General features: G+C 38.5%; 14 protein-coding genes. 9 read left to right on the forward strand and 5 right to left on the reverse strand.

The features are described 5' to 3' along the window. The first annotated feature begins 86 nt into the window (after positions 1–86). The 9 genes from PLEUR7319_RS36160 (at position 87) to PLEUR7319_RS0120125 (ending at position 9707) form a co-directional block, all read left to right on the forward strand. Positions 87–209, forward strand: coding sequence for an element excision factor XisH family protein (locus PLEUR7319_RS36160; protein WP_036799046.1), 123 nt, complete (start codon positions 87–89; stop codon positions 207–209). 893 nt (positions 210–1102) lie between these two features. Further along, positions 1103–1603: a DUF2231 domain-containing protein gene (locus PLEUR7319_RS0120085; RefSeq protein WP_026102662.1), complete on the forward strand. Its 501-nt coding sequence runs from the start codon at positions 1103–1105 to the stop codon at positions 1601–1603. Further along, on the forward strand, positions 1603–2202 hold the full coding sequence (locus PLEUR7319_RS0120090) for a DUF2231 domain-containing protein (protein WP_019507025.1): 600 nt from the start codon (positions 1603–1605) through the stop codon (positions 2200–2202). Before PLEUR7319_RS0120085 ends, PLEUR7319_RS0120090 begins: the two co-directional genes overlap by 1 nt. A 9-nt stretch (positions 2203–2211) precedes the next feature. Then, complete coding sequence (locus PLEUR7319_RS0120095) at positions 2212–3117, forward strand: cytochrome c oxidase subunit II (protein WP_019507026.1); 906 nt, start codon at positions 2212–2214, stop codon at positions 3115–3117. A 29-nt stretch (positions 3118–3146) separates the two neighbouring features. Beyond that, entirely contained in the window at positions 3147–4799 is a 1653-nt protein-coding gene (gene ctaD, locus PLEUR7319_RS0120100) for a cytochrome c oxidase subunit I (RefSeq protein ID WP_019507027.1), read from the forward strand. 76 nt (positions 4800–4875) lie between these two features. Beyond that, on the forward strand, positions 4876–6099 hold the full coding sequence (locus tag PLEUR7319_RS0120105; protein WP_019507028.1) for an aryl-sulfate sulfotransferase: 1224 nt from the start codon (positions 4876–4878) through the stop codon (positions 6097–6099). Between the two features lie 199 nt (positions 6100–6298). Continuing rightward, entirely contained in the window at positions 6299–6919 is a 621-nt protein-coding gene (locus PLEUR7319_RS0120110) for a heme-copper oxidase subunit III (protein ID WP_019507029.1), read from the forward strand. Positions 6920–7060: 141 nt separating this feature from the next. Beyond that, on the forward strand, positions 7061–7987 hold the full coding sequence (locus tag PLEUR7319_RS0120115) for a hypothetical protein (RefSeq protein WP_144054348.1): 927 nt from the start codon (positions 7061–7063) through the stop codon (positions 7985–7987). 229 nt (positions 7988–8216) lie between these two features. Next, positions 8217–9707, forward strand: a complete 1491-nt coding sequence (locus PLEUR7319_RS0120125) for a GMC oxidoreductase (RefSeq protein WP_019507032.1) — start codon at positions 8217–8219, stop codon at positions 9705–9707. Positions 9708–9746: 39 nt separating this feature from the next. Here PLEUR7319_RS0120125 and PLEUR7319_RS0120130 read toward each other — a convergent pair whose 3' ends face one another. The 5 genes from PLEUR7319_RS0120130 to PLEUR7319_RS0120150 all read right to left on the reverse strand — a co-directional run bounded on the left by PLEUR7319_RS0120130 (position 9747) and on the right by PLEUR7319_RS0120150 (position 14573). Continuing rightward, positions 9747–10190, reverse strand: coding sequence for a bis(5'-nucleosyl)-tetraphosphatase (locus PLEUR7319_RS0120130; RefSeq protein ID WP_202804255.1), 444 nt, complete (start codon positions 10188–10190; stop codon positions 9747–9749). 30 nt (positions 10191–10220) lie between these two features. Beyond that, a complete protein-coding gene (locus PLEUR7319_RS0120135) occupies positions 10221–10571 on the reverse strand; it encodes a DUF952 domain-containing protein (protein ID WP_019507034.1) in 351 nt (116 codons plus the stop codon). Next, complete coding sequence (locus tag PLEUR7319_RS0120140; protein ID WP_019507035.1) at positions 10568–10993, reverse strand: secondary thiamine-phosphate synthase enzyme YjbQ; 426 nt, start codon at positions 10991–10993, stop codon at positions 10568–10570. The genes PLEUR7319_RS0120135 and PLEUR7319_RS0120140 overlap by 4 nt, the downstream gene beginning before the upstream one ends. A 13-nt stretch (positions 10994–11006) precedes the next feature. Next, a complete protein-coding gene (locus tag PLEUR7319_RS38385) occupies positions 11007–12815 on the reverse strand; it encodes a GUN4 domain-containing protein (protein WP_019507036.1) in 1809 nt (602 codons plus the stop codon). Between the two features lie 216 nt (positions 12816–13031). Continuing rightward, positions 13032–14573, reverse strand: coding sequence for an NAD(P)/FAD-dependent oxidoreductase (locus tag PLEUR7319_RS0120150; protein ID WP_019507037.1), 1542 nt, complete (start codon positions 14571–14573; stop codon positions 13032–13034). Between the last annotated feature and the right edge of the window lie 17 nt (positions 14574–14590).

Genomic DNA, 14590 nt, shown 5'->3' on the forward strand with positions numbered 1-14590 from the left:
TCGCTGATTTATTGGGTACATTTACTTAAGACTAAAGTCCATGAAGAATTGCGAATTACCCAGGGAAATCGAAAGTCAGTCTTAGTGTGTCAACGATAAAAAAAGCTATAGAAAAAGATGGCTGGATAATTACTCACGATCCATATCGCTTACGTTACGGTATTGTTGATGTTTATATCGACCTTGCAGCTGAAGATGCGATCGCATAAGAGCAGAAGTTGATTTCACGAATGATTTAGGATTGCTATATTTATCTATTTTACTTAGAGGATATCTGAAAAGTTTTTTGATACTAAAATTTTGCCCCCCTAGCCCCCCAAGTTTGGGGGGACAGATGATTTTTTGTTTCAAAGTCCCCTAGGATTGGGGGATTTAGGGGGCGTTCGAGTAATAAATGAGACTTTTCAGACAACCTCTTAGTTTTCATACAACTTTTAACGATGTTTTTAGGTTGGTATAAGTAATTTTAAAAGGATTCACAGCTATAATTTTGCCATACCTTTAATGCAATAGAATATTTGTTATTTCAATCAAAAATATTCAAAAAAATACTAATAAAATTATAAAGTTAATATACGAATAAAATCAAGGTTGATTTTATCACACTGCTTTTTTGTTGATTTTTTCAATAAATGCTATTGTCCAATATATAGAATAAAATTTTCTATTCAACAATGTCGAGAAAAGAAGTAAATCAAAAACAGCTCTTCTGGATTATATTCCTGACAACACTGATAATATATGTCTATTTCAGTAGTTTCGCTAGTATTTGAACTTTTTGTAATTAGCTAAATTTTTCTCTTTTTTTAATATTTTCAATTGCTTTTGTAGCCATGATTACAAAATTTAAATATGACTATTGGTCGAAGTTTAATATTACAAATCGTCAAACACATGAGTCTGGGTGATAATCAAAAAAAATATTCAACAAAATCAGAATAAAATCCCAAAAATGTTGCCAATATACTTTGAATTTAATTATTATATACATTGAATTAGCTTGATTTCTCTAGCTTACAAATTCAGTAAAAACAATCTAGTAGTGTAGTGTTTTAAAAATATTTTATTGAAGCGTCTATACAATAACTCAGTAGAAAATACTATGCTCGACAATTTCCTCCCACCACTTAATGACCATAATTTGCCATATCCCGACACGATTCATCCCATCGTGGTTCATTTTGTGATTGCAATGGTCTTATTTAGCTTTTTTTGCGATGTAACAGGCTATTTTACTCGTAATTATCAACTTTATGAGGTGAGTTGGTGGAATATGTTTGTTGCCACCATTGCCATTTTTATTGCCATTATCTTTGGGCAAATAGAAGCCGGTTTGGCGATCGCTTACGATGCTGTCGAACCGGTACTGAATCTGCATACTTTGATTGGTTGGTCGCTATCTGGAATCATTGCCGCGATTACAGGTTGGCGTTACGTGATTCGATTATCTGACTCCAAAAAATTGCCTCTTCCATATCTAGGACTTGGATTTGGTCTAACCTGTTTGGTATTTTTTCAAGTATATCTTGGCGATCAACTGGTTTGGATTTATGGATTACATACAGTACCTGTGGTTGATGCCGCTAAGGAGGGAGTTTTATAGTGTACTCAGAAGCGATCAAGCAACTAAATTTAGGTCCTAACGGACTTCCTTACTCAATTCCGATTCATCCCAATTTAGTGCATCTGACTCTGGGTTTATTTATTATTGGCATTGCTTTTGACGTAGTGGGAGTTTTTTTTACGTTTGAAAAACCCATTTTTAAGTATCTAGCAATTCCTGCCACTCGTTCTAACTTCTTTGATGTGGGCTGGTACAACATGCTGGGTGCGACGGTTATTACTTTTTTTACCGTTGGGGCTGGCTTCTATGAAATGCTACTCGTGGATTCGCCACCAGAGATCGAGAGTGTCTGGGGTTTGAACGCCATAGATACTATGCTCTGGCACGGAGTAGGAGGAGTTTTCCTGCTAGGACTAATAGTAGCTATGACCGTCTGGCGTGGCTTCCAACGCTATGTTTGGCGTAATGATACTAGTCGCCAAGTGCAATGGCGATACCTATTAGCAGGAGTAGTAATTATGTTTTTAATGTATGTCCATGGCACACTGGGAGCGCAACTAGCTGCTGAATTCAGTGTTCATAACACAGCAGGGCATCTGTTACGGATGGGGCAAAACCCAAATATGTTACTGAGATGAGGTAAAAATGTGAAGTTTAAAACCATTTTGACTTTGGTTGCGATCGCTTTGGCGTTAGGTGCAATCAGTATCTGGGTAGGTCAATTGTCCTATTCTTGGGTACCTCCTCAAGCCTCTATTGAATCTCAGCTAGTAGATGATTTATTTAGCTTTTTAGTCACTCTAGGAACATTTATACTTTTAGGAGTTACGGGAACAGTAATGTATTCGGTCATCTTCCATCGCGCAGGAAGATATGACCGCAGTGATGGTCCTCCCATCGAGGGAAATGTAACCTTAGAAGTAATTTGGACAGCAATCCCTTTTGCTTTAGTAATCTGGATTGCAGCATATAGCTATCAAACTTACACTGAAATGTCTATTCGAGGTCCAATGGAAATGGCACACAACCATTTGCCAGAATCGATTCCTGCTGCTTACGCTGAACCGATTGATCAGGCAGTCGCACCTATGACCAACATCGAAGTAGATGCCAAACAGTGGGCTTGGGTATTCCGTTATCCAGAGAAAAATGTTACCAGTACCGAACTACACCTTCCCATCGATCGTCGCGCCCATTTAGTATTGCGATCGCAAGATGTAATTCACGGTTTCTATATCCCTGCTTTCAGAGTTAAACAAGATATTGTTCCTCTAAGAAGTATGGACTTTGAATTCACCCCCATTCGTACAGGTAAATATCGTCTGCGAGATTCTGAATATAGCGGTACATATTTTGCTGCTATGCAGGCAGATGTAATAGTTGAATCAATGTCAGATTATCAGCAATGGTTAGCTCAAGCAGCTCAAACAGAACCCTCTCCCTCTCCTAATCAAGCTGCCACTGAATACGCCCTCAGAGAACAAAGAAAAGACAAGGCAGGTTGGGCAACAGTTGTCCCCGCTTCTTCTCCAGTGGTTAACTATCATCCCTAGAACACCAACTCAGTATTCTTGACTCAAAAATGACTCAAATTGCACCAGAAACCCCACAAACTGAGATCCATGTCCACGAGCAACCCCTTAGTTGGCGACGCTACTTTAGCTTCAGTACCGACCATAAAGTAATTGGTATTCAATATATAGTTACAGCCTTTTTCTTTTATCTCCTAGCTGGCATTTTTGCCATGATTATGCGGGGAGAATTAATTACCCCCGAACCAGATTTAATTGATCGCACGGTATATAATGCGCTGTTTACCATGCATGGCACAATCATGCTGTTTGGTTGGATGTTTCCCGTGTTAGCTGGATTCTCCAATTATCTAGCTCCCATCATGATTGGGGCGAAAGATATGGCTTTTCCCCGTCTCAACGCTGTGGCATTCTGGATGGTTCCCGTGTTCGGGATCTTGTTTCTCCTTAGTTTTCTTGTCCCTGGCGGTCCCGCTCAAGCGGGTTGGTGGTCTTATCCTCCGGTTAGCATTCAAAATCCCAGCGGACAATGGCTCAACGGAGAATTTCTGTGGCTTTTAGCAGTAGCGATGTCGGGTGTTTCCTCGATTATGGGGGCAGTCAATTTTGTGACTACCATCTTCAGAATGCGCTGTCCTGGGATGAGTTGGTTTAAAATGCCGGCATTTGTTTGGACAGTATTGGCAGCGCAAATTATTCAACTATTTGGACTTCCTGCTTTAACTGCTGGGGCGGTTATGCTGCTGTGCGACCTAACCTTTGGCACTACCTTTTTCGATCCTACTCAAGGAGGCGATCCCGTATTATTTCAGCACTTTTTCTGGTTTTATTCTCATCCTGCAGTTTATGTAATGATTTTGCCAGTATTTGGTATTTTCTCCGAAATTTTCCCCGTATATGCTCGTAAGCCTTTATTTGGCTACAAAGTAGTAGCTGTTTCTTCTCTCATTATTACTGGATTAAGTGCAGTTGTTTGGGTACACCATATGTTCGCCAGTGGTACTCCTGATTGGATGCGAATGCTGTTTATGTTTTCTACCATGCTGATTTCCGTGCCGACAGGAATTAAAGTATTTGCTTGGGTAGGAACGATTTGGGGCGGCAAACTCCGTCTGGATACTCCGATGTTGTTTGCCCTAGGAGGATTGATCAATTTCGTCTTTTCTGGCATTACAGGGATTATGCTTTCCTCTGTTCCTGTAGATATTCACGTCAACAATACTTATTTTGTAGTCGGACACTTCCACTACGTTATTTATGGCGCGATCGTCTTCGGATTGTATGCTGGAATCTACCACTGGTTTCCTAAAATGACGGGAAAAATGTACTACGAAGGACTAGGAAAGCTTCACTTCTGGCTAACCTTTATTGGTACTACTCTCAATTTCCTACCGATGCACCCTTTAGGCTTAATGGGAATGCCCAGGCGAGTTGCCTCGTATGATCCCGAATTTGCTTTTTGGAACGTAATTGCTAGTATTGGCGCGTTTGTACTAGGAATGTCTACCATACCTTTTCTACTCAATATGATTAGTTCTTGGATTTCTGGTAAAAAAGCCCCAAATAATCCTTGGCGTGCAATTGGTTTGGAATGGCTGTTAACTTCTCCTCCCGATGTGGAAAACTTTGAAGAGCTTCCTATAGTAATTGCAGAACCCTATGGATATGGTAAGTCGGAACCATTGACAGAGAATATAGGTTAGTTATTTGTCATTATTTAGTGATTAGTGATTAGCCATTAGTGTCAATGATGAAAGACAAAAAACGAAGAATAGAATTATGACTGATAGTGCTATTAGTGGAGTAGTAAACAATACTGAAATATCTATACCTCCCATTTGGCTAATTCGCATTCTAGTTTGGGGACAACGTTTTTTTCAACCTGTAATTAAGCCAAAAAAGCTACCGTTGAAATTTCCAACAATCAATATAGGAATCTTGGAGAATCCATACCCTGGAACATTACTGTTTACGAATGCCAATAACCCATTTCTCAGTAATATTGAACGTTTTAACAGTCATATTGCTGAGATTGACAAATACACTGGAAAAATATTACTTTATCGGCGTATTTTGACGAAGGCATATTTATTTCAATCACAACCAGACGGTTACTCTTACGGGATTTTAGAAAAAATTGGAGTTAATGGAGGAGGACATAGTGGCACTCATTATTTGTGCGATCGCAATTTAAAAGTAATTAACTCTTTCCGAATAGTTGATTTACCTGAAAGTACTACGGATTTGCATGAATTTCTACTACTGGAAAACGGCAATGTGTTATTGCTATCTTACCAGAGCCGTAAAATAGACTTGAGTAGTATAGGAGGAGATAAAGAAGCTCTAGTTTACGATCCAGTCATCATAGAGCAAACATCATCTGGTGAAATTACTTGGTTTTGGCATGGAAAACAACACTTCGATCTTAATGATATTTTTAATAGTACTAATAGTCCTGATGTAGATATTAATGCCATTGCTCCCTTGCACGTAGATTATGCTCACGCCAACGCACTAGGTTTTTTTCCTGACGGAAATATACTTTTATCTTTGAAGTATATGAATTGTCTAATTAAGATAGATCGACAAACTAAAGACATAATCTGGTGTATTGGTGGTTCTAAATGTTTGAAGAATCAGTTCACTTTTGTAAACGATCCTAATAATGGTTTTTCCAATCAACATAGTGCGCGAATTCTACCCAACAATAATCTATTGCTGTTCGACAATGGGACATTACATTCTCAAAAAGAGTCTCGCGCCGTCGAATACGAAATTGATGAGCAAAATTTTACTGCTAGACTAATTTGGAGTTATAGCAATAATCAGTATACACCTGCTCAAGGTTCAGTTGAACGTCTTCCCAACGGTAATACTTTAATTGGTTGGGGATTTGCTACTAAGCCATTTGTTTCTGAAATTACACCTCAAGGTACAGTGGCTTTAGAAATGAGCTTACCTAAAGGTCAGATGGTTTATCGAGTTTGTCAAAGTAAGAAATAAGAAATAAGCAAAAGATTTAGAAAAGAACGACAACAGGGATGGAAAATTTTTCCGAGAAAAATAAAGTTCTTTCTCAAAAAAATTTTGTAGTTTAAGTACCTTTGACTAATTAAAAATTGTAAGGTGGCAATGCACTAAAGTACTCCCTTCAGTCGTCCACCTTACTCTACTAACAACTAACAATCAAAAATCAACAATTATGACCAGTTTAGAACCTACTTTAGATCAAGAGCAATTAAACCATTCTAGCCACGCAGTATACGAACACGAACATGATGAAGCTGGCAATAGTATGTTCGGCTTCATTACCTTCTTGCTTTCTGAGAGCGTTATTTTCCTTAGTTTTTTTGCTGGCTACATAGTTTATAAAACCACAACCTCTAATTGGCTTCCTTCTGGTGTAGAAGGACTAGAGGTCAGAGACCCGACCATCAATACCATCATTCTTGTTTCCAGTAGTTTTGTGATCTATATTGCCGAACGCTATCTTCATGACAAAAATCTTTGGGGTTTTCGCTTCTTTTGGTTACTAACTATGGCTATGGGGAGCTATTTCCTCTATGGACAAGCAGTGGAATGGAATACTCTGCAATTTGGTTTTACTTCTGGCGTATTTGGCGGAACGTTCTATCTACTAACTGGTTTTCATGGTTTGCACGTCTTTACTGGTGTGCTGCTTCAGGGAATTATGCTAATTCGTTCCTTTATTCCTGGGAATTATGAAGACGGGCAATTTGGCGTAGAGGCTACTTCACTGTTTTGGCACTTTGTCGATGTTATTTGGATTATTTTGTTTATTCTGATTTATGTCTGGCAATAATACAGCTAGTTGCGATCGCGAAATTAAGAGGTCATGTCGCCTCACAGTTCTTTATCGATGGGTTTGAGAATAAATCTAGTCAAAGCACTCATGCTAATTCTTTTTGGGAATTATATGACTAAATTGATTTAGGTAATGATTGTGAAATATGTAATTAGACCCATTCTCCCTAAAGTGGGAAATCCAGTAAGAATTAATGAAGCTGAATATCAAGAAATTACTAACGCCAGAAAACTAGCTTGGGATATTCTATTGGTCAAAGAATTTTTTTCTTATGTCGTCAGAAACTTCTCCCAACTAGAGAGTGAGAGCAAGAGAATAGAGACTAAAGCTAAGAATAATTCTAATGATTTCAGGGAACAATGGGAAAATGGTTCTTTTAGACTCGAAAATACTCACATTTTTAATCTGCTTGTGATGAATCTGCTTACTACCTGTAGATCGTATCTAGATTTATTCGATTATCAAGGAAAAAATAAACAGAGAGAATTATTTTCGGGAGAAGATGATATACGCAAGATCCTAGAAAATATTAAGAATGAACACCACGATCAAAATACCATGTGTAATTTTTTCTGGAAGTTAAGAAATTACACACAGCACCATTCTAGTCCAATAACGGGGAGTCCAACGTCAATTAACAATCCAGTCATAAAAATTGGATTTACTACTGATGTTAATAAAATATTAAAGCTGTCAGATGAAAGACAAGAATTAAAGACATATCTTGAAAATAAATTGTCTAATTATTCTCAGCAAGAATTACAAAAATATCCTAAAAAGCTAAATATTAGATTGCTGATCAAGGAATATATTATAGTAATGAAAAATATTCATGATGAATTCAACCAAAAATTAGATTCAAAGTTTCAAATTGTCAAGAATATACTTGATCATAAAGTTGAATATTACTGCCAAGATAACTCTCCAGAGTCAGCTTTTGAAATTTACAAGTCAAACAAAGAAAGTCAGGAATGGGAAGAACGTTTTGATGTATCTCTCCAACTGTTTAATGATTGGGAGAAAACAATCGAAAAATATTCTCAAATCAATCCAATAAATGACTAATTTAGCTCAAACTTGTTATTGATGAAATAAAACAATTGGGTGTAAAACGCATTCAAACTATGCACAAACCCAAAAATAAAATAGCAGGACAACTTTATCAAAAAATCGGATTTTCCTATATTGGTAATCTCGATGATGGAGATTTACTCATGGAAATGACAATTAACAAATAGCTATTAATAAGAATTGGCGAATAACGAATGACGAATAACAAAGGACAAATCAAAATATGATTATCGATGATCGCTTTTACGATGTAATTATTGTTGGTACGGGTGCGGGGGGAGGGACATTAACTCGCAAATTAGCCGAAGCTGGCAAAAAGATTTTGGTATTAGAACAGGGAGAGTTTACCGATAAAGAAAGTTCTGAATTAGTTGAAGTTGAAGTATTTAAGAAAGAAGATTATCACGCCCCAGAGCAATGGTACGATCGCGAGGGTGAACCATTTAATCCTCAAACTAGCTACTGTGTCGGTGGCAATACTAAAATTTATAGTGGAGCTTTTTTAAGATTTCGAGAAAAAGATTTTGAGCAAGTACAGCATCAAGATGGTATTTCCCCTGAATGGCCTTTAAAATATCAAGATTTTGAACCTTATTACACCGAAGCAGAAAAGCTGTATCGCACTCATGGTAAAGCAGGGGATGATCCCACAGAACCGACTAGAAGCCAAGATTATCCCATACCACCTGTCGATCGCATCCCACCTATCCAAGAAATCAGCGATCGCCTTTTTAAATACGGACTACACCCGGCTTACTTACCTATTGGGATCGGAGATGAAGGACGCACGGATTCAGAAGATACAGGAGTTAGCCCCGCAATACAGGCAGGTCATGATGTAACGTTGAAAACGTCGGCTAAAGTCGTAGCTTTACATACCAATGCTTCAGGAAGTGAGGTTAAAGCCGTTGAAGCTCAGATAAACGGACAATCTTATCTATTTATGGGTCATATTGTCGTACTTTCCTGTGGGGCGATTAATTCTGCTGCTTTATTATTGCGATCGGCAAATGAAAAACATCCTCGCGGTCTGGCTAATAGTTCCGATTTAATGGGACGCAATCTAATGAAACACCTGATGACGGTCATCTTACAACAATCTCCTCAGCCTCATTCTGGATTATTTCAACGCACTATGTATATTAATGATTTCTATTGGGGTGATGAAGATTTTCCCTACCCAATGGGTCATATCCAAGATGCGGGAGGGATTTTACAAGACGTAATCTTTTCAGAATCTCCACCAATTTTATCGGTTGCCGCTAAATTAATGCCTGGATTTGGCTTAAAACAATTAGCGAAACGTTCCCTGGGCTGGTGGCTACAAACAGAAGATTTGCCCGATCCTAATAATCGAGTTAGGTTAACTGACAATAAGCTTTACGTAGACTATACTCCTAACAACCTTGAGGCACACGATCGCCTATTATATCGTTGGCAAGAAGTTCTCAAAACTACAGATAAGCAATCTCGCGGAATCCATCCTTACGGAACTGTTCCCATTCAAGTTGTGGCACATCAATGCGGTACTTGTCGCTTTGGCGAAAATCCTCAAACTTCAGTACTTAATCTCAACTGTCGTACTCACGATGTCGAGAATCTATATGTAGTCGATAGTAGTTTTTTTCCTTCTAGTGCAGCTATTGGTCCAGCCTTAACAGTCATTGCTAACGCATTAAGAGTAGGAGATTATTTAATTGAACAGTTGAGTTAAGCCTGTAATCTCCTCACTATCAGTAAGATGGGAATAGTTTTATAAAAACCGATCTACTGCCAACAACAACTCATCAATGATCCGATTATGGAAATAATGGGGAGGATTCCATTTAATCCACTCCGAAGAACTATGTTCTGTCATCACAATTTCTAATTCTTCACTGACCCAAGCCAAAAAAATAACCAGCGATTTCTCAACTTTTTGCCCACCAAAAAGTCTGTATCGTGGATAATAAATTGTTCTATAGCGGAAATCCAATTCCAAGCAAACTTGTCGTTTAGTAATTCCTGTTTCTTCAGATAACTCTCGTAAAGCGCACTGTAGCTCTGTTTCCCCTGGTTCAATATGACCTTTAGGTAGATCGTAACGATGCGATCGCTTCATTAAGAGAAATGATGGTTGTTTAGTTTTAGTGAAACAAATTACACCACAGGATTTTACTTTTTGCATGGAGAGCGATCGCATTACAAAGACGATCATGATCGAGATAAATGTTTTTTAGAGCATAATTCAAACTTTTAATTCCTCAGGTAGAGTGAAGCTACCATCAGCATTGCAGGGAAAAGCGAGCGCTTTTTTTACCGCAGTGCAGGGCAATAAACCATAAAGATGAGGATACAATTCTGTTCCTCCTTCAAGATTTTCTTCTACTAAATCGCTATCTATTTTTGAAGGCTCAACAACTAATATAACAAGACTATTTTGCCCTCGAAAAAAATGATCTGCTACTGTCAGAAGTTGGTCAAGATAAGAACAGTGAATAAATTGCTCGATAACAAAACCTTTTGGTTGATATACACCAATAGATTGAGCATAATCCCACTCAGCCAATGAGGTTATATGATAAATCAATTGATTCAATGTTGTTCACCATTAATATGAACAATCAACTCTCTGTAATGGCTACGCTGACGATGTTCCCAGAGATAAATTCCCTGCCAGGTACCCAAAACTAATCTCCCTCCAGAAATGGGAATATGTTCCGAGGTATGGGTAAGAGCCGAGCGAATATGAGCTGGCATATCATCAGGACCTTCCGCACTGTGAATATAGCGCATAGAATCTTCGGGTACTAATTGAGCAAAGAAGTTTTCTAAATCCCTTAAGACATCGGGATCGGCATTTTCTTGGATTACCAAAGATGCAGAAGTATGACGGACAAATATAGTACACAAACCAGTATTTACCGAAGATTGTGCCACGGCTTGTTCAACTTGATTGGTAATTTTGTGGAGTGATTTTCCTGTAGTTCTAATTTTTAAAGCTATTTGATGGTGTTTCATTGTTGCGTGCAATTTAACTATTTTTGCTCAGGTGGTTATTAGAAGACTTTGGCTCTTGGTCGATAATGGATTCGCTATTTTTAGCGGCTTCACTCTGAGAATCAGAAGTATTTTGGGAATTATTTGGGGGTTTATTGTCTCTGGCTTCTGCTTCTACCTCCTGAGCCGAGGGATTAAAATTACAGCGGGCGAAGAGATGTTTGATCACTTTCTGTTCTACCTCGGGCAGAGCAAACCACCAAGGAAGATGACCTACTGGTGCCTCCGTAGGATTAAAACTTAATTGTTCATATAGTAGATATCCAGTACCGCTAGAGACTTCACCTTTTTTCCAACCAACTTGTGTCGCAAATTGTCGCCAGGTTTCAGTTGAGAAATCTCCTTTTTGGTTAACACTCTGCCAAACTTCTTGCTGTGAACTAAAACCAAATTTATTACCACTATATTTTTTCCAGAGATAATCAATAGTCGTGATATCAGGACAAGAAAATTCGGCAATAGTTTTGAGCTCAATAAATACGTGCTTATTTTGCTGTTTAGCCGTTTTGACAATTTGCTCTATTAGCTTATAGGTATGCAGATCAGCTTCTGACCATTTTTGATTTTTTAACAAATCACGCAGCACGCTGTAATCAATACCAGTTTTCTCTGAAATCAAAGCTATTTTATTAGGAATTTTAGCAGCATCAGTAGTTGCTGCTTCTGATCCATTGGGTTGGTTAAGAGCTTCATCGGTTTCAGGTTGAGATTCAGTTTCTGCTGACGATTCAACTACTACATCAGGAGTTGGCGATTCATTCGACTCTGCCACTTCATTTTCAACTTCAGAATTTACAGTTTCTTGAGTAGGAGCAGGAGTAAAAGTAGGTACTGAAGTAATAGTATCGGGGTCGGTTGATACTTCAGGCTGATCGCTGTTATCTGGTTGAGAGGAAGTAGGATTAGTTGGCTCTGATTCTGGAGTTGACTCAACCTCCGGCTGGTTAGCTACATCGGTAGTTGGCGGAGATGAGGTTTCTGGGATATTTGTTTCTTCCACTGCTGGTGCTGGATTTTTGGCGATAGGTTGACTATCTGGCTTAGCGATCTCGCTTTGCGAGGTGGCAGAGCCAATCGCCTCTTGATAACTATTCATAGGAATTGCGTAATTGGAAGTCCCTCCAGATATGGCATTGACATTAGCCTCCCCATGAATACCGATCATCAAACCCTCTTGGTTAAATACTGGTCCCCCACTCATACCAGGAAAGGCTTCGCCATTATAGATGAGAGAATAGCCGTTTTCTGTTGATTTGGGTAGTATACCAACCAAGTTAGCTGGAAAGAAGCGATAGTAACGATTATCTTCTTTACGTAATTCTCCAGGATAGCCAGCAAAATAAATACTTTGTCCTTCATTCAAATTTCCCGAATTACCTATTTCGGCTAATTGATAGTTCTGGTTAGTGGTGAATTGTAATATCGCTAAATCTAACCCTGGTAATTTTTTAATGCTGGCGGGATCAACTGGATGTTTTCTGCCGTCAATGGTCTGAACAATATATTCTCCAGGATTTTTCATAACGTGCCAGTTGGTTAACACGGTATAAACATTATTAGAATATTCAATCAGTGAACCAGAACCAACACTAGCACCATCTATGCGCACAGTAATTTGCTTAGCACGAAGATTAACTTCTTCTGGAGTAAGAGTTTGAGCTAGTTGAGTAACTGAAGCTTTGGTAATTTGTGGTTGTAGGTTCAAAGCTAAGGCACTTAGTAGAAAGGTACAGCTGATTGTTCCTCCTACATATAGTTTGGTAATTTTCCCAGAAAATTTCATTCATTTAACTCCGATAGGTCTAACTAAAAGTATTTATTGGTATTGACGTTAAAATCGATAATCGTTCCTTAACCAAATCTTTAGTTAGAATCAACAAACCACGACAATAAAAAAACAGATTGAAATCTGTAATAGATAATCGATTATCAACTATCTTATTAATTCTCGAATAGTAACTGCCCTATGGTCAAAAGTTATAGGTCAATATTCTCACTATTACTCATCATAATCCCCACCAGAACCATACTTCCAGGCATCTAGCCAACGATGATAATAATACTGCTGAGTCGGAGATAAATTTTTGACTACTGGCTGAACTAATTTAGCTGCGCTATAAAAACTACCGTACATTGCCAAATTAAGATAGTGAGCAGTCCAATTGACCAGAGATTTGATTCCAATCTGCGGTATCAAAGGAACAACTAGCTTAGGATTGACTAGGGGTAGGGTCTTCGCCAGAGGGATAAATTGAATTACATCCTGTAAAAATGGTTTGAGGACACTATCTCCTAAACGCTCCATCACTGCAAAGACGCCATTCATTAAATTATTAATTTGTTGTGGATTAACTTGCTTGCCCACCTCAACACTCATAGTTTGCTGAAATAGCCAGGTAACAGATATATTGGGTTGATAAGGTTGCAATATAGCTAAATCTTTACTGTTTAAACTATCTAAGGTTAGAGCTTCATTGATACCATAAGTCAGACGTTTGAGGTGACGTATCATTGCCCCAAAACCACCAAAGCTAACTGGAGATTGTCCTCCCGCACTATCTCCCACGGGTAAGATGCGATTAAACGGTAACTTGATCGGACTATTCTTGTAAGCAGGGAAAAAACCAAATAAAAATCGCTGAAATTCTAGCTGTTCTAAGCTAACGTTTTGATATTCTGGTAGCAGTCTTAAATATTCCTCCATAAAGTATTCGAGGCTAGGTCTTTCGGGGTTAGCATCTAAGTAGCTAAACATATAGGTTGTACGACCATCTCTGGCAGGAAACGCTTCCCAAAAATACTGGCAATAGTTGATGATGGGTGTAAAAGAATAAATTAAATCTCCTGTATTATTTTCAGGAAAGCCCTGGGCGCAGCTACCAACTACCACACAGACTGCTTCGGGTTTTGCACTTTTTCTTACCTGTTTAATGATTGGTGAAAAGTGACCCATAGCATCAATCAGCAAGCGAGTTTTAATTGCCTGTTCTCCTGCTTTTAGTATTACTCCATCAGGATGTACTTGGGCGGACTTAAACGCTGTGTTTTCCAGTAATAAACCACCAGCTTGAAGAAATTTTTGTTTTAGTGTTTCTAATAAATAAACTGGATCGACCCCGATATTTAAAACATCTTTTACCCATACTTCTTGTCCGTTTTGAAAACTAACTCGAGCAGGATTATATTCTGTGGCGATCGCCTGTTCTAATTCAGCTTCAGACAATAGCTCTAATTCAACCAAAGTGGCTAATTCTTGGCGGGAGATGTTCCATTCTTGTGTTCTGCCTCGTAAAATTCCCCGCTCAATCAAGGTAACTTGCCAACCAAGTTTTTGTAATGCAGCACCCAACAAGATGCCTAATGTACCTCCACAAATAACGATATCAACTTCGCAATCTTCCAAACATTCTGTACTTGTGTCAACTACATCTGGAGCATCTATATTTCCTGAGCGCAAAGCTGACCAAAACTTATCTGCTCTTCGCAGTCTTTCAAGGACATTATCAGGCTGTTGTGAGAGTATTTCTTCTGTTAAGCTCATCCGGTTAGTTATTAAGT

The sequence above is a fragment of the Pleurocapsa sp. PCC 7319 genome (assembly GCF_000332195.1).
GTDB lineage: Bacteria > Cyanobacteriota > Cyanobacteriia > Cyanobacteriales > Xenococcaceae > Waterburya.